General features: G+C 71.1%; 12 protein-coding genes. 9 read left to right on the plus strand and 3 right to left on the minus strand.

All coding sequences use genetic code 11. The annotated features are described in order from the left end of the window. Nucleotides 1-41 precede the first annotated feature (41 nt). Nucleotides 42-5,204 (plus strand): caspase family protein, encoded by a 5,163-nt coding sequence (locus tag ACFC96_RS29950; RefSeq protein ID WP_376615046.1) that lies wholly within the window; start codon nt 42-44, stop codon nt 5,202-5,204. 343 nt (nt 5,205-5,547) lie between these two features. Next, nucleotides 5,548-5,994 carry a hypothetical protein gene (locus tag ACFC96_RS29955; protein WP_376226029.1) on the plus strand — a complete coding sequence of 149 codons (447 nt, stop codon included), beginning with the start codon at nt 5,548-5,550 and terminating at the stop codon, nt 5,992-5,994. Between the two features lie 137 nt (nt 5,995-6,131). Here ACFC96_RS29955 and ACFC96_RS29960 read toward each other — a convergent pair whose 3' ends face one another. The 3 genes from ACFC96_RS29960 to ACFC96_RS29970 form a co-directional block, all read right to left on the minus strand. Next, complete coding sequence (locus tag ACFC96_RS29960; protein WP_376258582.1) at nt 6,132-7,592, minus strand: glutamate synthase subunit beta; 1,461 nt, start codon at nt 7,590-7,592, stop codon at nt 6,132-6,134. Continuing rightward, nucleotides 7,585-12,180, minus strand: a complete 4,596-nt coding sequence (gltB, locus tag ACFC96_RS29965; RefSeq protein WP_376258584.1) for a glutamate synthase large subunit — start codon at nt 12,178-12,180, stop codon at nt 7,585-7,587. The genes ACFC96_RS29960 and gltB overlap by 8 nt, the downstream gene beginning before the upstream one ends. A 346-nt stretch (nt 12,181-12,526) precedes the next feature. Then, the gene (locus ACFC96_RS29970; protein WP_376258586.1) at nt 12,527-13,258 is read right to left on the minus strand and encodes a VIT1/CCC1 transporter family protein; all 732 of its coding nucleotides are present in this window, start codon (nt 13,256-13,258) and stop codon (nt 12,527-12,529) included. A gap of 273 nt (nt 13,259-13,531) precedes the next feature. On the opposite strand from ACFC96_RS29970, the gene ACFC96_RS29975 reads away from it, so the two are divergent. From ACFC96_RS29975 to ACFC96_RS30005, 7 genes are all read left to right on the plus strand, one after another. Then, nucleotides 13,532-13,831 (plus strand): LacI family DNA-binding transcriptional regulator, encoded by a 300-nt coding sequence (locus ACFC96_RS29975; protein ID WP_376615048.1) that lies wholly within the window; start codon nt 13,532-13,534, stop codon nt 13,829-13,831. A 34-nt stretch (nt 13,832-13,865) separates the two neighbouring features. Beyond that, nucleotides 13,866-14,963 (plus strand): ADP-ribosylglycohydrolase family protein, encoded by a 1,098-nt coding sequence (locus ACFC96_RS29980; RefSeq protein WP_376258590.1) that lies wholly within the window; start codon nt 13,866-13,868, stop codon nt 14,961-14,963. A 329-nt stretch (nt 14,964-15,292) separates the two neighbouring features. Next, a complete protein-coding gene (locus ACFC96_RS29985; protein ID WP_376258592.1) occupies nt 15,293-16,492 on the plus strand; it encodes an ADP-ribosylglycohydrolase family protein in 1,200 nt (399 codons plus the stop codon). After that, complete coding sequence (locus ACFC96_RS29990) at nt 16,492-17,703, plus strand: ADP-ribosylglycohydrolase family protein (protein WP_376615050.1); 1,212 nt, start codon at nt 16,492-16,494, stop codon at nt 17,701-17,703. Before ACFC96_RS29985 ends, ACFC96_RS29990 begins: the two co-directional genes overlap by 1 nt. Next, nucleotides 17,703-19,157 carry an ADP-ribosylglycohydrolase family protein gene (locus ACFC96_RS29995; protein WP_376615052.1) on the plus strand — a complete coding sequence of 485 codons (1,455 nt, stop codon included), beginning with the start codon at nt 17,703-17,705 and terminating at the stop codon, nt 19,155-19,157. The genes ACFC96_RS29990 and ACFC96_RS29995 overlap by 1 nt, the downstream gene beginning before the upstream one ends. Further along, complete coding sequence (locus tag ACFC96_RS30000) at nt 19,154-20,416, plus strand: CaiB/BaiF CoA transferase family protein (protein ID WP_376615054.1); 1,263 nt, start codon at nt 19,154-19,156, stop codon at nt 20,414-20,416. The genes ACFC96_RS29995 and ACFC96_RS30000 overlap by 4 nt, the downstream gene beginning before the upstream one ends. After that, nucleotides 20,413-21,249, plus strand: coding sequence for an HpcH/HpaI aldolase/citrate lyase family protein (locus tag ACFC96_RS30005; protein WP_376258599.1), 837 nt, complete (start codon nt 20,413-20,415; stop codon nt 21,247-21,249). The genes ACFC96_RS30000 and ACFC96_RS30005 overlap by 4 nt, the downstream gene beginning before the upstream one ends. Nucleotides 21,250-21,272 lie beyond the last annotated feature (23 nt).

Below are 21,272 nucleotides of genomic sequence, written 5' to 3' on the forward strand. Positions count from 1 at the left end.
TGGGATGATGTGCCAGGTCAGGCGAGAGAGGGAGGGGCTCGGTGGGACCGGAGGACGGCCAGGCACAGCGGACCGGAAAGCGGCGGGCACTGCTGATCGGTGTGCGGGAGACTCCCTATCTGGCGAGGCATCCGGAGCTCCATGCCCGCTTCCGGCCCCTGGACTTCGTCAGCAAGGACATTTCGCTCGTCCAGGAGGCCCTGGAGCACTCCGAGTACGAGGTCTTCGTCTCCTGCGAGGACACCAACTACGGACCTGTGACGGGCACCTTGGAGGAGTTCTTCGCATCGTGCCATGAGGGTGACACCGCGTTCGTATACGTCTCTTGCCACGGTCAGACCCTCGGCGACCGACACTACCTCGTCCTTTCGGACAGCCAGTCCAGAGCCATGGAGGACGGAAGCCGGGGCCTGAGCACCACCGCCCTGCTCAGCGCTGACGCGGCAGGGCTGCTCCGCGACGCCAAGCCCGGGGTCAGCACCATCGTGTGCCTCGACACCTGCCGCACACCGGGCACGCCCCCGACCACCGTGGAGCCTCAGGGCCAGGGCCCCGGCCTCGACGCGTACTGGCTCTACAGCTGCGGCCAGGGGCAGCGCTCCTACGCAGATCCCGAGCAGGGCAGCTGGTTCGCGCAGGCCCTCGCCAAGGCACTGCAGCCCGGCACGCCGCCGACCACGTTCTCGCAGCTCGCCGAGTACACCGGAAGCCGGCTGCGCGGACTCGCCGACGGGCACCAGGTCGAATGGCCCACGGTCGAACCGACCTGGCCCGTACGTGCGCCCGGCAACCAGCGCGATCCATGGGTCTGCAAGGGCTCCACGGAGACCCTGGACTGGAGCCACCTCCTCATGGAGTCCGCTCTGTGGGACCACACATCCGGTTCCCCCGCGACACACCAACGGGTGAAGGAGGCGCTGTCGGAGCTGGTCCGATGCGTCGTGGAGAGCGGCGCGGGGGCGGGTGCCCACCGTCGCGACCCCTGGACCGATGCCTCGTACCCGGCACGTGTCCAGGACCGCCTCGACGACCTCGTGACCCATGCGGACCTGTCCGGGCCTGACCGGCTGTCACCCGCCGAAACGGCCTGCCTGCTGGCGGCCGCCGTCGTCCACGAGGGCGTCGTTGCCACGGCACTCCAAGACCTGCACCGCTTCCTGCCCAACACACTCGACCCAGGCCCGCGCGGCCGCGTGAAATCGCGCGACCGCCACCAGCAGGTGCGGGACGACGCACGGGACGTCTGCCGTGCCCACATGCTCGTGCAGAGGACCGTCGACACCCTGCGCAGCCGTGGCCTCGACGAGGCCGCGACGGCCGCGGACCATTGGTTGCGCCATCGGCTCATAGCCGAGTGGGACCGACTGTGGGGGCGCACCGACGGCTACGAGTTGGTGGATCTGCTCATCGGCATGACGGTGGACGCCGTCGTGGCGGCGGCCGACGGCCCCTCCCCGGAGCCGGTGACGCCGGAGGCCCGTCATGAGATCGACAGCCAGGTACGCCAGGTTCTGGGCCACTTCACGATCAAACCGGGCAGCAGCCCGCGGATCAACGAGAAGGGGAGCGACCGCTGGAACAACAACTCTCCTGTCTCCGGCAGCTGTTGGCGCGGCCGCGAGCTCGCGACACTGCTGTGGACAGCCGCACATCTGGCCGCTGACCCCCGCCGGCCCGCGAGCGTGCTCGTCGACCACCTCGGCGCGCATCAGCCCCTGCTGCCGTCCCAGGTGGTGTCCGCACTCGCCAACCGGTTCGGTTACGACAGAGTCGAAGGCCGCACGGAAGGCACGCGCGGTCTCGCCGTACGCTTCCTGTGCCCGCACCCCGCCCTGCACGCCGCGATCGAGGAGACCGTCCACATTGCCGACGCCGCGGTACGGGCCTTCCACGCGGCGGCCGGGCCGCGGGGCCTGCATCCCCTGTTGCGCGGGCTTCCCGACCGGGTCACGGCCGAGCACCTGAGGCCTCCCTCCAACGGGTACCAGACCCCTGTCGAGCGCTTCCGGCTCGCCGAGGACGAGATCCGCGCCCTCCTCATGGGCACGCAGTTGTACGGCGACCGGATGCTCGCCGTGCGCGAGCTGTACCAGAACGCCCTCGACGCCTGCCGCTATCGGGACATGCGCAAGAGGTACGGGAAGCAGCGCGGCCCCGAGTGGAAAGCCCGTATCGAGTTCACCCAAAGCTGGGAGGGCCCGCGGCCCTACATCGAATGTCTCGACAACGGCGCGGGGATGACCCGCGCCCGGCTGACCTCGATGTTCGCCCGGGCCGGCAAGCGCTACGAGCAGGACCCCGAGTTCGTCCTGGAGCGGCGCAACTGGCGCAGGGAGGGCATCGAGGACGTCGCCATGAACTCCCGTTTCGGCATCGGCGTGTTCAGCTATTTCATGCTCGCCGACGAGGTCGTCGTATGGACCAGCGCGGTTGATGAGCGCGGCCTCAGTGGGGGCGCGCGGGCGCTGCGCGCGGACATCCAATCGGGCTCCGGACTCCTGCAGATCAGTGACACGGACTCGGGCCTCGTCCCGCCCGACGGGGGCACTCGCGTACGGCTGTATCTCGCCGAACCGGGCAAGAACGAGAAGCAGCCCTCCCTCGTGGAGACGCTCCGCACCCAGCTGTGGGTCTCCGAGCACGAGGTGGCCGCCGAGGAACTGGCCCGGAACGGCGATCGCGTACGGAATCTCTCCTGGAAGCCGCATCACCTGGAACCTCGCGACGAATGGCACGGTGAGCCCGCACAGGCGGGGACGGACGCCGACGCCTGGCTGGTTCAGGGAAAAGGGCAGCTGCTGCTCGACGGCGTGCTCGTGCAGGATGCGCCCAAGGTGTACGGCCGGGTCGTCAACCTGCGCGAACGCCACAGCCCCGTGCCGAGCGTGGACCGCAACCAGCTCCTCGAGTACGACAAGGAGAGCGTCCTGTCGGAACTCCTCGAAGGCGTCGCGGCTGTCGCCGGACATTTCGAAGAGGTGTCACTGCGCTGGCTGTGGGGTCTCGCCCGGGACGCGCCCCGGCTCGCGGTGAAGGTTATCGACGCCCTCCCGGAGGCGACGATGGTGGTGCTCTCCGCAGACGAGGACGGCCGGCGTCTCGTGGAGGAGCGACTGCCGCTCTCACAGACCGGATGTCTGCCCAGCGACGATGGGGCTCTTCACCACTACCGCTCGCCCGCCCAGCTCGACACGGGCGGCCCGTACGAGAGCGCTCTGCTGCAGAGCTGGCAATACACACGGCTCTCCCTGCCGCAGCCCGACGGCGTCTTCGCTCCGCAGGGCTATCCCGTTCCTGTCGGCCTCGACGCCGTGCTCTTCGCCACACGTCTGCCCCAGGGCTGGCAGAGCGTGCTGCGTGCCGCCGCGCTGGCCGACGTGTCGATCGGGGAAGCTCTGAAGGAACTACGCAAGTACTCCATCATGGGCATCCAAGTCCCCGCGGCCCCGGACCTCCGGGCGCTGCGCGATCAGAGAGCGGACCTCGCGCTCGCCGATCTCCTCGCCGCCCACCTCAAGGCCGCCGACCCGCGTGCCACGGACGGCGAGCACCGCAGGCCACCGGCTGAGCACGCAGCCACACTCGTCGTCTCGGCCCAGCACGACATGCCTTTGGGAAAGGTGGCCGAGCGCCTGGTACGGCTGAGGGAGTTCCACCCCGAGCTACCGTCACCGCCCGAACTCGACGCTGCACTGGCCACCACCCGCATCACCCCGCAGGAGGCCGGACGACTCGCCATCGGCCGGGATGACCCGGTGGAAGCCACCGCCGACCTCTCCTGGCTGCCCGGCAGGGTGGGGCCCGTCGACCTCTTGCACCGGTCGGACGCGCCGTTCTCCGTCGAGGAGATCACCCGTCGCCTCGACCGGCTCGGGCCCCTCGGGTTCTCATACGAATGCGAGCCTTCACCGGCCGCGAAGCAACAACGTGCCCTGTCGACGGGGCAGCGGCTCCTGCTCTCTGTCGACAGCGACCACGCGCCACCGTGGCACGAGGAAAGCATCACGCTGCCCGAGGTCCTGGTCATCGCCCAACGCCTTTCGGCTTCCCCCGGCAACGTCGCCAAACGCATCGCCGACGCGACATCCGTCACCGGTGTGCGCGCACCGGACATCCCCGCCGAGGCGACCGACTGGCGGGTTCCCTACTGGGTCTCGAGAACCATCGACCGATGGCAGCGTCACAGGGCGCCGCGCCGGTTCAGGCCATGGGAACTGATCGGCGCCTTCCAGGAGTACGGGGACGCCGAACCAGACGAGTTCCAGCGAGCCGTCACCGCGCTCGACGCTTGCGATCTGATCCGCTGGGATCGCTGCGACGACGCCGCCGCGCTGAACCTGCAGGCCTCTGCCCGCAGCAAATTCCTCATTGCCCAGCCCAGCGTGGGAACGGCGCACAGCGGCCAATACCTGGAGGTCAATGGCGACTTCGACGAGGACGGTGTCTCGCTCGTCTACCTGTGGGCAATGACTGCCATGGAGGACTGCACGCTCGGCGAGGTCGCCGATGCCATCAAGAAGATCGATACGGCGATCCCCTTGGACGTCGTGCCAGTTCCCGACGCGGTCCGCACTTTGCAGGCCACCGTCATCGATGTCCTGCTCCTCAAAGCCGAGGACACGGGTGACGACGCGGCGTTCCGCCTCCGCGAGAAGCTCACCATCCTGGACCTCCTGCGCCACGCTCAGCTCAGCCACACACCACTCGGCACCAGCGCCCGACGAATCGCCACTTTTGCCGTCATCGGTGCGCCGAGGCCGCCGGGCACCATCGAGGGTCCTGATGCCGCGTTCCTGGACGGGCTGCGCCCCGACCGCTTCGACCTCGCCGCGTTCGACAAGGGCCTCCTAGGCGCCGACCACGTCCTCGGGCCCCTCGAACTCGTCCGCGTCGCGGGCCGGTTCGGCTGGACACTCGGGAAGACGTACGACCGCTACGCTCCCTTCCGCCGCCTCGGCCTGACGGTCACCGTCCCTGCCCCCGACCCTCAGGAGGCAGTGCTCACCCCCGACTGGCGGGACGTGCTGATCCTGAGCGAGCAACTCACCGGCCGTGTACCGGCGCTGGCCTTTCCCGTTACGGCGGAACACGTGAGCCTGTGCGCGCAGGAGACGGACCTGTCCGAGGAGGAAGTGCGCACGCGTCTTCGTCTCTACTCCAGACTCTTCGGCCTGTCCTTGTCCGGCAGAGCCCGGCCCGAGTGAAGGAAGCCACTGTGCAGTACCGAGAAGAGCCCCATCCTGGTGAAGTCACCTTCTCCTGGACGCGCCACGAGTCCGACGGGCGTGTGCTCCTGGAGGCGAGCGGTCATTGCCCCGTGTGCGGCTGCGCCATGTCCCACACCTTCAGGCACCAACAGCCCGCGGTTCCCAAGGGCAGCGGATTCCTCGGCCGCAGGAAGCCTCCGGGTGGCGGTGTCTGGCAAACGCGCTGCCGCTGCGACAGTTACCACTTCCCGCGGCCGGCGGAGGCGACAGAAGGCTGCGGTGCCTGGCTGCGGCTCGCGGACCCGCCGACCGCAGTCATCACTCCGGACGGGGGTTCCTGATGGACTTCACGCAGCGTGAGCTGCGCGAAGCCGAGCGCAGGATCGAGGCGCAGGGCGATCCGCACGAGCAGCTGCGTATCGCCCGGCAGCAGGCCGAGGGCTACCGCAACTTCCTCTCGTCCCTGACCGCCGTGTTGACCGCCGTCTTCGTCCTCAAGGGACAGGAGGACCTGAGCAAGCTGGACAGCGTCGCGCGCTGGACGGTCGTGGGCCTGCTCATCGCCGGTTTCGTGACGCTGATCGCCGCGTCCTGGCTCGGAGTGCTCGCCACCGACGGGCGCCCGGGCGAGGAGACCTGGAGCGAGCCGGGACGGTTCCTGGAGGCGGAGGTCCTGCGCACCAGGCGAATCTGGCGTCTGGTCGAGTGGACCCGCCGACTCGCTCTCGCCGGAGTCGTGTCTGTGGCCGTCGCGGTCATCACGACCTGGGTGGCACCCAGTTCTTAGGGCCGCAGCCACCGCGGACGCACCGCGACGCCCGCCCAGGCGTCCGGTCGGGGACAGTTCGGGCGAGCGTCGCGCTCAGTTCCGTACGCCTTTGTACGGGACGTCTTTGTTGGGCCGTCAGGCCGCCGTCGCGTCGGTCAGACGGTCAGGGAGCGGTCCGTCGGGCGGATCGGGGCCGGCAGTTCGCTGGCTCCGGTCAGGAAGCGGTCGACCCCGCGGGCGGCCGAGCGGCCCTCCGCGATGGCCCACACGATGAGTGACTGGCCGCGGCCCGCGTCACCGGCGACGAAGACGCCGGGGACGTTGGTCTGGAACTCGTCGTCGCGCGCCACGTTGCCGCGCGCGTCGAGCTCCAGGGCGAACTGGGAGACGAGGCCGTTCTCCTGGTCCGTGCCCGTGAAGCCCATCGCGAGCGTGACCAGCTGGGCGGGGATCCTGCGCTCCGTGCCCGGCTTCTGCGTCAGCTTGCCGTCGATGAACTCCACCTCGACGAGGTGCAGGTACTGGACGTTGCCGTCCTCGTCGCCCTCGAAGTGGGTGGTCGAGACGGAGTAGACCCGCTCGCCGCCCTCCTCGTGCGCGGACGTCACCTTGTAGAGCATGGGGAACGTCGGCCAGGGCTGGCCCGCGTTCCGGTCCTCGCCCGGACGCGGCATGATCTCCAGCTGCGTGACCGAGGCCGCACCCTGGCGGTGGGCGGTGCCCACGCAGTCCGCGCCGGTGTCGCCGCCGCCGATGACGACGACGTGCTTGCCCTCGGCGGAGACGGGCGTGGTGACGTAGTCGCCCTCCTGGACCTTGTTGGCCAGGGGCAGGTACTCCATCGCCTGGTAGACGCCCTTGAGTTCACGCCCCGGGACCGGCAGGTCACGGGCCGTCGTGGCGCCGGCGGCGATGACCACGGCGTCGTGGCGCTTGCGCAGCTTCGCGGCGTCTATGTCGCGGCCGATCTCCACGCCCGTACGGAACTTGGTGCCCTCCGCGCGCATCTGCTCGATGCGGCGGTTGATGTGGCGCTTCTCCATCTTGAACTCGGGGATGCCGTAGCGGAGCAGGCCGCCGATGCGGTCGGCGCGCTCGTAGACGGCGACCGTGTGGCCGGCCCGCGTCAGCTGCTGGGCGGCGGCGAGGCCCGCCGGGCCCGAGCCGATGACGGCGACGGTCTTGCCGGAGAGGCGCTCCGGGGCCTGGGGCGCGACGTCGCCGCGGTCCCACGCCTGGTCGATGATCGAGACCTCGACGTTCTTGATGGTGACGGCCGGCTGGTTGATGCCGAGCACGCACGCCGACTCACAGGGCGCCGGGCAGAGGCGGCCGGTGAACTCCGGGAAGTTGTTGGTGGCGTGCAGACGCTCCTGCGCCGCCGACCAGTCCTCGCGGTACGCGTAGTCGTTCCACTCGGGGATCAGGTTCCCGAGCGGACAGCCGTTGTGGCAGAACGGGATGCCGCAGTCCATGCAGCGGCCGGCCTGCTTGCTGATGATGGGGAGCAGGGAGCCGGGAACGTAGACCTCGTTCCAGTCCCGCACGCGCTCGCCGACCGGACGGGTCTTGGCGACCTCGCGGCCATGGTTGAGAAAGCCCTTGGGATCAGCCATTGGTCGCCGCCTCCATCATCTTCTCGGTGGTCTCGGACTCGGAGAGTCCGGCTCGCTCGGCGGCGTCCTTGGCGGCGAGCACTGCCTTGTACGTGCTGGGGATGATCTTGCTGAAGCGGTCCACCGCCACCGTCCACTCCGCGAGGAGCTTCTCGGCGACCGTGGAGCCGGTCTCCTCGGCGTGGCGGCGCACGACGTCGTGCAGCCACTGCTTGTCGGTGTCGTCCAGGACACCGACCGCCGCCTGGGACGCGGCGTTCACGTTGTCGAGGTCCAGGTCGACGACGTACGCGATGCCGCCGGACATGCCGGCCGCGAAGTTGCGTCCGGTCTCGCCGAGGACGACCGCGCGACCGCCGGTCATGTACTCGCAGCCGTGGTCGCCCACGCCTTCCGAGACGACCGTCGCGCCCGAGTTGCGGACGCAGAAGCGCTCACCGGTGCGGCCGCGCAGGAAGAGCTCGCCGCCCGTGGCGCCGTACGCGATCGTGTTGCCCGCGATCGTCGAGTACTCGGCGAGGTGGTCGGCGCCGCGGTCCGGACGGACCACGATGCGGCCGCCGGACAGGCCCTTGCCGACGTAGTCGTTGGCGTCGCCCTCCAGGCGCAGGGTGACACCGCGCGGCACGAACGCGCCGAACGACTGGCCCGCGGAGCCGGTGAACGTGATGTCGATGGTGTCGTCGGGCAGGCCCGCGCCACCGAACTTCTTCGTCACCTCGTGGCCGAGCATGGTGCCGACCGTGCGGTTGATGTTGCGGATCGCGACCTGGGCGCGGACCGGCTGGGCGTCGGCCTGCGCGTTCGCGGCGAGCGCGTCGGCGGCCAGCTTGATCAGCTCGTTGTCCAGGGCCTTCTCCAGGCCGTGGTCCTGAGTGATCACCTGGTGGCGCACGGCGCCCTCGGGCAGCTCGGGGACGTAGAAGAGGGGCTCGAGGTCGAGGCCCTGCGCCTTCCAGTGGTCCACGGCCCGCTCGGTGTCGAGGAGTTCGGCGTGGCCGACGGCCTCCTCGATGGTGCGGAAGCCGAGCTCGGCGAGGATCTCGCGGACCTCTTCGGCGATGAACTCGAAGAAGTTCACGACGAATTCGGCCTTGCCGGAGAAGCGGTCGCGCAGGACCGGGTTCTGCGTGGCGATGCCGACCGGGCAGGTGTCCAGGTGGCAGACGCGCATCATGACGCAGCCGGAGACGACGAGCGGCGCGGTCGCGAAACCGAACTCCTCGGCGCCGAGCAGCGCGGCGATGACGACGTCACGGCCGGTCTTGAGCTGGCCGTCGGTCTGGACGACGATGCGGTCGCGCAGGCCGTTGAGCAGCAGGGTCTGCTGGGTCTCGGCGAGACCGAGCTCCCAGGGACCGCCGGCGTGCTTGAGGGAGGTGAGCGGCGAGGCGCCCGTACCTCCGTCGTGGCCGGAGATGAGCACCACGTCGGCGTGTGCCTTGGAAACACCCGCGGCGACGGTGCCGACGCCGACCTCGGAGACCAGCTTCACGTGAATCCGCGCCTGCGGGTTCGCGTTCTTCAGGTCGTGGATCAGCTGGGCAAGGTCCTCGATGGAGTAGATGTCGTGGTGCGGCGGCGGCGAGATGAGCCCGACGCCCGGCGTCGAGTGACGCGTCTTGGCGACCCACGGGTAGACCTTGTGGCCGGGCAGCTGGCCGCCCTCGCCGGGCTTGGCGCCCTGCGCCATCTTGATCTGGATGTCGTCCGCGTTGACCAGGTACTCGCTCGTGACACCGAAGCGGCCGGAGGCGACCTGCTTGATGCTGGAGCGGCGCGCCGGGTCGTACAGCCGGTCCGCGTCCTCGCCGCCCTCACCGGTGTTGGACTTGGCGCCCAGCTGGTTCATGGCGATGGCGAGGGTCTCGTGCGCCTCCTTGGAGATGGAGCCGTACGACATGGCGCCCGTGGAGAACCGCTTGACGATCTCGCTGACCGGCTCGACCTCGTCGATGGAGATCGCTTCGCGGCCGCTCTTGAACCCGAAGAGTCCGCGCAGCGTCATCAGACGCTCCGACTGCTCGTTCACACGGCCGGTGTACTTCTTGAAGATGTCGTAGCGCCGGTTGCGCGTGGCGTGCTGGAGGCGGAAGACCGTCTCAGGGTCGAACAGGTGCGGCTCGCCCTCGCGGCGCCACTGGTACTCGCCACCGATGTCCAGGGCGCGGTGCGCGGGCGCGATGCCGCTCGCCGGGTACGCCTTCGCGTGGCGGGCGGCGACCTCCTGGGCGATGACGTCGAGACCGGCGCCGCCGATCTTCGTGGCCGTGCCGTTGAAGTACTTCTCGACGAAGGCCTCGTCGAGGCCGACGGCCTCGAAGACCTGGGCACCGCGGTAGGACGCGACGGTCGAGATGCCCATCTTGGACATGACCTTGAGGACGCCCTTGCCGAGGGCGTAGATCAGGTTGCGGATGGCCTGCTCGGCCTCGACACCGGGCAGGAATGTGCCGGCGCGGACCAGGTCCTCGACGGACTCCATGGCCAGGTACGGGTTGACGGCCGCGGCGCCGAAGCCGATGAGCAGGGCCACGTGGTGGACCTCGCGCACATCGCCCGCCTCGACGAGCAGGCCCACCTCGGTGCGCTGCTTCGTACGGATGAGGTGGTGGTGGACGGCCGCGGTGAGCAGCAGCGACGGGATCGGCGCGTGCTCGGCGTCGGAGTGCCGGTCGGAGAGCACGATCAGGCGGGCGCCGGCCTCTATGGCGGCGTCGGCCTCGGCGCAGATCTCCTCGATGCGGGCGGCGAGCGCGTCGCCGCCGCCGGAGACCCGGTACAGGCCGGACAGGGTCGCGGCCTTCATGCCGGGCATGTCGCCGTCGGCGTTGATGTGGATGAGCTTGGCCAGCTCGTCGTTGTCGATCACCGGGAAGGGCAGGGTGACCGACCGGCAGGAGGCCGCGCTCGGCTCGAGCAGGTTGCCCTGCGGGCCGAGGGTGGAGCGCAGCGAGGTGACGAGCTCCTCGCGGATGGCGTCCAGCGGCGGGTTAGTGACCTGCGCGAACAGCTGGGTGAAGTAGTCGAAGATCAGCCGCGGGCGGGCGGAGAGCGCCGCGATCGGCGAGTCCGTGCCCATGGAGCCGAGCGGCTCGCCGCCGGTCTTGGCCATCGGCGTGAGGATGACGCGCAGCTCTTCCTCGGTGTAGCCGAAGGTCTGCTGGCGGCGGGTGACCGAGGCGTGGGTGTGGACGATGTGCTCGCGCTCGGGGAGGTCCTCGAGCTCGATCTCGCCGGCCTCGAGCCACTCGCCGTACGGCTTGTCGGCGGCCAGGGTGGCCTTGATCTCGTCGTCCTCGATGATGCGGTGCTCGGCGGTGTCGACGAGGAACATCTTGCCGGGCTGGAGGCGGCCCTTGCGGACGACCTTCGCGGGGTCGATGTCGAGGACACCGACCTCGGAGCCGAGGACGACGAGGCCGTCGTCGGTGACCCAGTAACGGCCGGGGCGCAGACCGTTGCGGTCGAGAACGGCACCCACCTGCGTACCGTCGGTGAAGGTCACGCACGCCGGGCCGTCCCAGGGCTCCATCATCGCGGAGTGGAACTGGTAGAAGGCGCGGCGGTCGGCCGCCATGGAGGCGTGGTTCTCCCAGGCCTCGGGGATCATCATCAGGACGCTGTGCGGCAGGGAGCGGCCGCCCAGGTGCAGCAGTTCGAGCACCTCGTCGAAGGACGCGGAGTCCGAGGCGTCGGGCGTACAGACGGGGAAGATCCGTGACAGGTCCTCGGCGCCGAACAGGTCGGAGGCGAGCTGCGACTCACGCGCCTTCATCCAGTTCCGGTTGCCCTTGACCGTGTTGATCTCACCGTTGTGCGCGACGAAGCGGTACGGGTGCGCGAGCGGCCAGCTCGGGAAGGTGTTCGTGGAGAACCGCGAGTGGACGAGCGCGATCGCAGACGCGAATCGGCGGTCCGACAGGTCGGGGAAGAAGGGCTCGAGCTGGCCGGTGGTCAGCATGCCCTTGTAGACGATGGTGCGGGCGGAGAGCGACGGGAAGTACACGCCGGCCTCGCGCTCGGCGCGCTTGCGCAGGACGAAGGCCTTGCGGTCGAGCGCGATGTCCTTCGCGGTGCCGTCGGCGTCCGAGACGAAGATCTGGCGGAAGGCCGGCATCGTCGAGCGGGCGGTGGCGCCGAGGAGCTGCGGGGCGACCGGCACGTCGCGCCAGCCGAGGACGGTGAGGCCCTCCGCGGCGGCGATCGTCTCGATCTGTGAGACGGCGGCGGCGTTGTCGGCCTCGTCGACGGGCAGGAAGGCGATGCCGACCGCGTACGCGCCGGCGTCGGGAAGGTCGAAGGAGACCTCGGCGCGCAGGAAGGCGTCCGGGACCTGGGACAGGATGCCCGCTCCGTCACCCGAGTCGGGCTCGGAACCGGTGGCACCTCGGTGCTCCAGGTTGCGCAGAACCGTGAGCGCCTGTTCGACCAGCGCGTGGCTCGCCTCGCCGGTGAGGGTGGCCACGAAGCCGACGCCACAGGCGTCGTGCTCGTTGCGGGGGTCGTACATACCCTGGGCGGCAGGGCGAGCATCCATGTACGGCTGGTACATGGAGTGCTGGGACGGCTGGCGCGGCGTGCGCATCGGCTCTCCCGTCGTCGTTTTGCGTGGCATATGACATCTACCGAGGGACGACGTTGGCCCTCTGCTGGGGGGTGCAAATTTCGAACAAGTTACATGATGGATCGGTTCTCGGGAACCGGACACTGCGTTTCATCATGCGGACAGCGCAGTGTGTGGCGGTGCCGCTCCCGGTGACGGAACGGCTGCGTCGTGGGGGACCTTCACGGGCAGATCGATGTCCGCGGGTCCATGAGCGAGGCGGGCGTCATTGCCCGCAGCGCTTACGGCTCATGCCCCGCCGTCAAGCAATCGAAACCGCCAAGTAACGACTACTTATACAGAGACCTGTATAGCCATCACTGCGGCGTCATCCTACGGCCGTACCGAACAAGCTGCCCAGGAGATACGTCACACCCGCCGCGGCACCACCGAGAGCCAGCTGGCGCACCCCGCTGAACCACCAGGACCGCGCCGTCACCTTGGCCACGATCGCCCCACAGGCGAAGAGGCCGACGAGCGCGAGCAGGACCGCGGGCCACAGGGCGCTCGCGCCGAGCAGATAGGGCAGCAGCGGAAGCAGGGCGCCGAGCGCGAAGGACCCGAAGGAGGAGACGGCGGCGACGGTCGGCGACGGCAGGTCGCCCGGATCGATACCCAGCTCCTCGCGCGCGTGGATCTCGAGGGCCTGCTCGGGGTCCTTCGACAGCTGACGCGCGACTTCCCGGGCGAGGTCGGGCTCCACACCACGGGACATGTAGAGGTCGGCGAGCTCTCGCTCCTCGTCCGCCGGGTGCTTCTTCAACTCCCGTCGCTCGACATCGAGTTCGGCCTCGACCAGCTCACGCTGGGAGGCGACGGAGGTGTACTCGCCGGCGGCCATGGAGAAGGCGCCGGCGGCAAGGCCGGAGAGCCCGGTGATGATGATCGTCTGCTGCGACACGGCGCCGCCCGCGACACCGGTCATCAGGGCCAGGTTCGAGACGAGTCCGTCCATCGCGCCGAACACCGCGGGGCGCAGCCAGCCACCGTTGACGTCGCGGTGCGTGTGGTTGTCGCGGTGCGCGTCGTGCAGCGTCGCTTCGGTCTCGATGATGGCCATGTCGCCCTGTGCTCCTCTCGTACGGAGCCGATGCCGCGCGGCGTTCCCACGGGCCCGGACTCCCCCCTCAACACCGTCGAAAGTACGCACGGATCCGGGCCCCCGCCAGCAAGGAAGGCCGTACTTACCAGGGCTTTCGACCGCTTTGCCCACCCGCTCGAACGGCCCTCACCGTCACCCGAGAGATGGATCACATGATCTGAGCGTTGACGGACGGGGGAAACATCGCCGCAACACCTGTAAACGTTTCCAAGTGCGGTGAGGAGCGATCCCATGTCTCCGGTGCCGGGCGGCGGCCAGCCGACGATCGTGTCGATCGCGCGGCAGGCCGGGGTCTCCATCGCCTCGGTCTCCCGCGCCCTCAACGGCCTGGGCGCCCGGCGGGAGACCGTCGAGCGGGTGGAGCGCGCCGCCTCGGAACTCGGCTACGTACCCAACGCCGTGGCCCGCTCCCTCAAGGACGGCAGGAGCCGGCAGCTCACCTTCGCGCTGCCCGACATCGGAAACCCGGCCTACGTGGCGATGGTCCGCGCATCCACAGCACCGCCGACCGAGAACACGAGGTCCACATGAGTGCCCACCGCGCCTCGCAGAGCCCGAACACGCCATGAGCGTCGACCTCGACCCCGATCCGTCGCCGGGCGCGGAAGGTCCCCGCAGGCTCGGCACGGTCCCGCACCGCCAGCCGCCGGCCGCGATCTCCCTGCGGGACCGTGCCCGGGGAGCCCTGCTCGGCCTCGCGGTGGGCGACGCGCTCGGCGCGCCCGCCGAGAACATGAAGCCGTCGCAGATCCGCGAACGATGGGGCCGTATCGAGGGGTTCGTCTCGTCGGACCCGGCGGGCACGGACGACACCGAGTACGCGATCTTCTCGGGCCTGCTGCTCGCGGACCACGGCTCGGCGCTCACCGTGGGACATGTCGAGGCGGCCTGGCACACCTGGATCGCCGACCGCGACGAGGGCCCGTTCCGGGGCGCGGGCTTCAGCGAGAGAGGAACCCTGGAGAACCTGCGCCGGGGCCTCGCGGCGCCCATCTCTGCGCAGCACCGCCACGCGTGGAGCGACGGACTCGCCATGCGGGCGGCCCCGTTCGGGGTGTACGCGGCGGGCCGCCCGGCGGAGGCCGCACGTCTCGTGGCGGTGGACGGCTCGGTGTCGCACGACGGGGAGGGCATCCTCGGAGGCCGGGCCGTGGCGGCCGGGGTCGCGGCGGCGATGGTGAGCCACAACCCGGACGCGGTGGTCCAGGCAGCTCTGTCCGTGATCCCCGAGGACTCCTGGACGGCACGTTCGCTGCACCGCGCGGTGGCGGCGGCCCGCAGCGCCCGACGCGACCCCGAAGGCACCCAGCTCTCCATGGAACGAGCGGTGCGCCGGGCCGTGGTGATCGGCGGCTACCCCTGGCCGGACCTGGCCCCCGAGGCGGTGGGCCTGGCCTTCGGCGCGTTCGCCGCGGCCCGGGGCGAGTTCAGGGAGTCGGTCCTGATGGCGGTGAACATGGGCCGGGACGCGGACACCACGGCCGCGGTGGCGGGCGCCCTGGCCGGCGCGCTGCGCGGCGAACGAACGATCCCCGCCGACTGGGCGACGACGATCGGCCCGGTGCGAGGCAGCTGCCTCCCCTCGATGACGGGACGTCACATCCTGGACATCGCCGACACCTTGACCCCCAGACCCTCGCCCCCGGAGGGAGCCGCACCGTGACACCCCACCACCCCGCCCCCACCCACGTACACGGGCTCGGGCCCCCGCCCCCCACCCACGTACACCGCCTGAGAGCCCCGGCACCCGCCCGCGCAGAGGGCCCGACGGACCCCGGCCCCGACGCACCGGCACCCGCGCCCGAACGGGAGGGGCCCGGCCGGTACGTCCGCCCAGAGCCGGCGCACACCACCGACGCGTACGAAACCCGACGCCGAACCGTCCGAGCGAGGACGGACATACCGGCCCGGCCCCGCACCCGCCACGGGCGCGAGCCACAAGCCGAGAACAGGCCCGCGCCCGACAGCCCGCCCCGGAGAGGCCCGCACACCATGACGTCCCCCACGGTCACACCCGAAACGAAACCCCGCGCCCCCGCACCCCCCACCACCCCCCGCCGCATCGAGGGCCTTCTGCTCGGCATCGCCGCAGGCGACGCCGCGGGCTGGCCGTCGGGCCGGCACCGCGCCGCCCGCCTCCCCGACTGGACCCGCCGCCTGACCCGGGAACTGGACACGTTCGCGGAGCAGAACGCGACGACGACGCTCCCCGTACCGATCGCGCTCAACCAGCCCCCGGAACCCCTGCGCCTGGGCCCGTCGGACGACGCGGAATGGGCGGCGTTCACGGCGGCCTCGATCCTGAAAGCCACCGCGGCGAGAGCCCCGAGCACGGACCTCGCCCCGGACGACCAGGTGCGCAAGGCGCTCACGCTCGCCTGGAGCACCCTCGCCGCCGAGGTGGCCGCGGCAACGGCCCGCGCGGACGAGATCGAGTCGGCGCGCATGCCGATGCGGGCACGCATCTCCGTGCGAGCGGGCCTGGGCAACCTGGCGGCGGGCCTGAGCCCCCCGGCCACAGGACACGACAACCCGCACTACTTCGACGACGCGGCCTGCGTACGCGCGGCGGTACTGGCCGTGGTCCATCCGGGCGCTCCCGACCTCGCGGCGGAACTGGCGGAGTTCGACGCCCGGTACACCCAGGACGGCGACGGAGTGCACGGCGCCCGAGCCGTCGCGGCCGCCGTGGCGACAGCGCTGGGCGGGGCCGCGGTGGACGCCTGCGTGGACGCCGCGCTGGCCCAGCTCCCCGAGGGAACCGAGATCCGCCGTAACGCGCTGCACGCGGTGGATCTGGCACGACGGGCGGCCGCGGCCCGCCCCGGCCTGCCGGGAAACGCGTTCGCGCTGGTCCCGGTTCTGGAGCACGAGATCGTCGACCACGTCTACAGCTACGGCATCGCGGCGGCGGAAACGGTCCCGGTGGCCCTGGCCGTGGCGACCGCGGCCGGCGGCAACGTGACGGAGGCGGTGCCCACGGCGGCGTGCCTGTCGCGGGTGGCGGACTCGGCCCCGGCGCTGGCGGGCGCGCTGACCGGGGCGATCGGCGGCGCCGACACGCTCCCGGCGAGCTGGCGGGACGCCTGCCGCAGGCTCGCGGGCTGCGCACTGCCGCGCCTGGCGGGAACGGACCTCGTGGACATCGCAGCAGACCTGACCCGGGCAGCAACCACACCGAAAGGCCTCTGATGACCACCCCCACAACGGCCACCCCCGCCCCGAAGCGAACCTCCACCCCGACTCCGACCCCCCGTTCCCTCGAGGACCGCACCACCGGAGCGCTGCTCGGCGCGGCGGTGGGCGACGCGCTCGGCGGCCCGGTGGAGGGCTGGACGCCGGAGGCGATCGTGGAGCGCCACGGCGGCCGGGTCCGCGGCATCGTGGAGCCGTTCCACAAGGACGACTGGCGCACGGCGCGCCCGATCGCCCCGTACCACAAGGGCGACGGCCACGTCACCGACGACACCTTGATGACGCACGCGCTGATCAGGGTCTACGAGAGCGTGCGGGACCACCTGGACGCGTACGCGGTCGCGGACCACCTCGTCCCCGACCTGATCACCAACACCCGCTGGATCCCGGAGCTGGAGGCGGAGGCGCTCCCCCTCCAGCGGATCTTCCTGGCCGAGAAATGGATCGTGGCGCGCATCCACTACGGCCATGTGGACCCGCGCGAGGCGGGTGTGGGCAACATCGTCAACTGCGGCGCGGCGATGTACATGGCTCCCGTCGGAGCGGTGAACGCGGGCAACCCCGGCAGGGCGTACGAGGAGGCCCTCGACGTCGCGGGCGCGCACCAGTCGTCGTACGGCAGGGAGGCGGCGGGCGTCTTCGCGGCGGCGGTCGCCGCGGCGTTCAGGCCGGACGCGACGCCGGAGTCGGTGGTCGAGGAGGCGCTGGCTCTCGCGAAGGACGGCACGAGGTCCGCGATCGAAGCGGTGTGCGAAGTGGCGTGCGGGCACACGGACTTCGAGGACGCTCTGGGACCGCTGCGGGAGGCGGTCACGCCGTTCGACACGGTCGGTCCGGACTACCGCAAACCGTCGCTCGGGGCACGCCGCCCGTCCCGGCTGCACGCGATCGAGGAGCTGCCGATCGCGCTCGGGATGCTCCTGGTCGGGCAGGGCGACTTCCGGCAGACGGTCCTCGGTTCGGTCAACTACGGCCGTGACTGCGACTCGATCGCGACGATGAGCGGAGCGATCGTGGGCGCGCTGTACGGGGAGTCGGCGGTGCCACAGGAGTGGAGCGGGGAGGTGGCTCGCGCGAGCAGACTCGACCTGCGCGCACCGGCGGCCTCGCTGGCCCGGGTCACGCGCGAGGTGTTCGCCAAGGACATGACCCGCCGCCGGTCCCACGAGGCGGCGTTCGCCGAACTCACCGCGACCGCGGGGTCGTGATGCTGCGCCTCACCTGGGTCCAGCCCGAGGACCTGCTGGGCCACGAGCTGCGCCAGGCGGCGCAGGACGGCCGGGACGCGAGCGGGGTGGAGCGCCGCTGGCGCGAGGCGGGCGGCCTCCCGCCCCCCGAGCGCGCGGGCGCGTCACCGCCACCCCAGGACCCAGGGCTACGAGCACTGGCGAACACGCTCCTGGACGAACTGGCCTCGGCACAGAGCCCCCTGAGGGCACTGGAACCGACCTCCTTGCCGGAGATCAAGCAGCTCACCCCCCGGCCGGCCCGTCCGGCGCACGAGGAAAGGGAACGCGGGGGCCCGGCGGCGGCGCCCGCGCAGACCCCCGGGACGAAGGGCCTGCACGCGTCCTGGCTGGGCAGAGCGGTCGGCTGCCTCCTGGGCAAGCCCGTGGAGAAGCTCCCTCTGCACGGCATCCGGGCCATCGCGCAGTCCACGTCCAACTGGCCCCTGAACACGTGGTTCACACACCGGAACCTCCCGCGGGACGTGGCGGAGCGCTACCCCTGGAACCGTCGCTCCCGCCCCACCTCCCTCGCCGAGAACATCGACGGCATGCCGGAGGACGACGACCTCAACTACCCGCTCCTCGGTCTGCTCCTGCTCCGGCGCCACGGCGCCGGTTTCACCACGGCGGACGTGGCACGGTTGTGGCTCGACGAGTTGCCGGCGGGCCGCACGTTCACCGCCGAGCGCATCGCGTACCGCAATCTCCTGGACGGCATCGAGCCCCCGGACACGGCCGTGCACCGCAACCCGTTCCGGGAGTGGATCGGCGCCCAGATCCGCGCGGACGTCTTCGGCTGGACGAACCCCGGCGACCCCGTCCGGGCGGCCGAACTGGCGCACACGGACGCGACGTTGACGCACACGGCGAACGGCGTCTACGGAGAGATGTTCGTAGCGGCGGCCATCGCCCACGCGGCAGCACCGACCGTCACCACGCCCCCCACCGCGACACCACACCGCACCACGCTCACCGCCCCCACCGTCCACACCGCCCTCGACGCCGGCCTCTGCGTGATCCCAACCGACTCGCGCTACGCCCAGGCGATCCGCTTCGGCATCGAGACGGCCCGCGCCGAGCCCACCGGCACCCCGGCCGGCTTCGCCTCCGTGGTCGACACGCTCCACGCCCGCTACGCCCACGACCACCACTGGGTGCACGTCCTGCCCAACGCGGCGCTCCTCGCCGCCGCCCTCACCCACGCCGACGGCGACTTCACGGGGTCCATCTGCCGTGCGGTGTCGGGTGGCTGGGACACCGACTCGAACGGCGCGACGGCCGGTGCGATCGCCGGCCTCCTCGCCGGCTCCCCCGACGCGATCGACGACCGCTGGACCACCCCGCTCAAGAACCGTCTGGCGACCTCGGTCGCCGACTTCGACGGGATCGGCTTCGACGAACTGGCCAGGCTCACCCAGGAGGCCCGCACATGAATTCCGATCACGACCAGCACACCGCCACCCCCACGCCCAGCACACCTGCACCCGCACCGAGCACCCCCCGGCACCCCGCCCCCTTGCAGGGCCTGCGCGTACTCGACCTGGCCACCCTCTTCGCCGGCCCGCTCGCCGCGACCATGCTGGGCGACTTCGGCGCCGACGTGATCAAGGTCGAGCACCCCCGCAAACCGGACCCGTCCCGAGGCCACGGCCCGTCGAAGGACGGCGTCGGCCTGTGGTGGAAACTCCTCGGCCGCAACAAGCGGAACATCACGCTCGATCTCTCCACCCCGGGCGGCCGGGAGATCCTCCTCAAGCTGGTCGCGGACGCGGACGTACTGATCGAGAACTTCCGTCCCGGCACCCTGGAGAAGTGGAACCTCGGCTGGGAGGAGCTGAACGCCGCCAACCCGCGCCTGGTGCTCACCCGCGTCACCGCCTTCGGCCAGTTCGGGCCGTACTCGCGGCGCCCCGGATTCGGCACCATCGCGGAGGCGATGAGCGGCTTCGCCGCGCTCACGGGCGAGCCCGAAGGCCCCCCGACACTCCCGCCGTTCGGCCTCGCGGACTCGATCGCCGCCCTCTCCACGTCGTACGCGGTGATGGCCGCGCTCCAGGGCCGCGAGCAAACGGGGCGGGGCCAGGTCGTCGACATGGCGATCATCGAACCGATGCTGACGGTCCTCGGCCCGCAGCCCATCTGGTACGACCAGCTCGGCTACGTACAGCCGCGCACCGGGAACCGGTCCACGAACAACGCCCCGCGCAACACCTACCGCACCAGCGACGACAAGTGGGTGGCGGTGTCCACGTCCGCCCAGTCGATCGCCGAGCGCGTGATGCGCCTGGTCGGCCGCCCCGAGCTGATCGACGAGCCGTGGTTCGAGACGGGCTCGGGGCGCGCTGGCCACGCCGACGAGCTCGACACGGCGGTCGGCTCCTGGATCGCCCGGCACTCGCGGGACGACGTCCTCGCGGCCTTCGAGAAGGCCGAGGCCGCCATCGCCCCGGTCTTCGACATCCGCGACGTGATGGAGGACGAGCAGTACCAGGCGCTCGAATCGATCACCGAGGTGCCCGACCCGGAGCTGGGCACGGTCAGGATGCAGAACGTGCTGTTCCGCCTCTCCGAGACCCCCGGCGCCATCAAGTGGGCCGGCCGCCCCCACGGTGCCGACACGGACGAGATCCTCACGGGCCTCGGTCTGACCCCCTGGGAGATCACCACCCTTCGCGAGGCGGGCGCGCTGTGACCGCCCAGTCCTACGAGACGTTCCTGACCTGGCTCTACGCCCCGGGCGACCGGCCTGAGGTCGTGGCGAAGGCGCTCGACTCCGGCGCCGACGTGGTCCTGATCGACCTGGAGGACGCGGTCGCGCCCGACCGCAAGGCGTACGCCCTCGACGCGACCGCCGAGCTGCTCGCCGAGAAACACCCGGTGCCGGTACATGTGAGGGTCAACACGCTGGACTCGCCGCGCGCCGAATCCGAGATCAGGCGCCTCACCCCGCTCCCGGGCCTCGACGCCCTTCGTCTTCCCAAGGTCCACGGCCCCGCCGACCTGGACCGAGTCTCGGACTGGTCGGTCGAGGTGCCGCCCCTGTACGCCCTCCTGGAGTCGGCGCTCGGCGTCGAGCAGGCGTACGAGATCGCGCGGCATCCCGGCGTACGGGGCATCGCGCTGGGCGAGGCGGATCTGCGGGCGGAGCTCGGGGTGGCGAACGGCGAGGGTCTGGCGTGGCCACGCGGGCGGGCGGTCGTCGCCGCGCGGGCCGCGGCGCTGCCCCCGCCGCCACAGTCCGTCTACCCGGACGTCCGCGACACGGTGGGCCTGGCCCGCTCCTGTTCCCACGGCCGGGCGCTCGGCTTCTTCGGCCGTATGGCGATCCACCCCCGCCAGCTCCCCGTCATCGAGGCTGCGTTCCTGCCGACGGCGGCGGAGGTCGACGCGGCCACGGAGGTCGTCGGCGCCGCCGCCACGGAGGCGGGGGCCCTGGCACTGCCCGACGGCCGCTTCGTCGACGCGGCGATCGTGTCGGACGCGCGCCGGGTCCTCGCGCTGGCGTCACGCCGTCGCGGGGGCTGACCGGGACGCAGCGACGGGGGCGC

The sequence above is a fragment of the Streptomyces sp. NPDC055955 genome (assembly GCF_042270245.1).
Classification (GTDB): domain Bacteria; phylum Actinomycetota; class Actinomycetes; order Streptomycetales; family Streptomycetaceae; genus Streptomyces.

Excerpts from the sequence above, each read along its gene's own strand:
- ACFC96_RS29955 (WP_376226029.1), top strand. The coding sequence starts at position 5,548 with ATGGACTTCACGCAGCGTGAGCTGCGCGAAGCCGAGCGCAGGATCGAG.
- ACFC96_RS29960 (WP_376258582.1), bottom strand. The coding sequence starts at position 7,592 with ATGGCTGATCCCAAGGGCTTTCTCAACCATGGCCGCGAGGTCGCCAAG.
- gltB (WP_376258584.1), bottom strand. The coding sequence starts at position 12,180 with ATGCGCACGCCGCGCCAGCCGTCCCAGCACTCCATGTACCAGCCGTAC.
- ACFC96_RS29970 (WP_376258586.1), bottom strand. The coding sequence starts at position 13,258 with ATGGCCATCATCGAGACCGAAGCGACGCTGCACGACGCGCACCGCGAC.
- ACFC96_RS29975 (WP_376615048.1), top strand. The coding sequence starts at position 13,532 with ATGTCTCCGGTGCCGGGCGGCGGCCAGCCGACGATCGTGTCGATCGCG.
- ACFC96_RS29980 (WP_376258590.1), top strand. The coding sequence starts at position 13,866 with ATGAGCGTCGACCTCGACCCCGATCCGTCGCCGGGCGCGGAAGGTCCC.
- ACFC96_RS29985 (WP_376258592.1), top strand. The coding sequence starts at position 15,293 with ATGACGTCCCCCACGGTCACACCCGAAACGAAACCCCGCGCCCCCGCA.
- ACFC96_RS29990 (WP_376615050.1), top strand. The coding sequence starts at position 16,492 with ATGACCACCCCCACAACGGCCACCCCCGCCCCGAAGCGAACCTCCACC.
- ACFC96_RS29995 (WP_376615052.1), top strand. The coding sequence starts at position 17,703 with ATGCTGCGCCTCACCTGGGTCCAGCCCGAGGACCTGCTGGGCCACGAG.
- ACFC96_RS30000 (WP_376615054.1), top strand. The coding sequence starts at position 19,154 with ATGAATTCCGATCACGACCAGCACACCGCCACCCCCACGCCCAGCACA.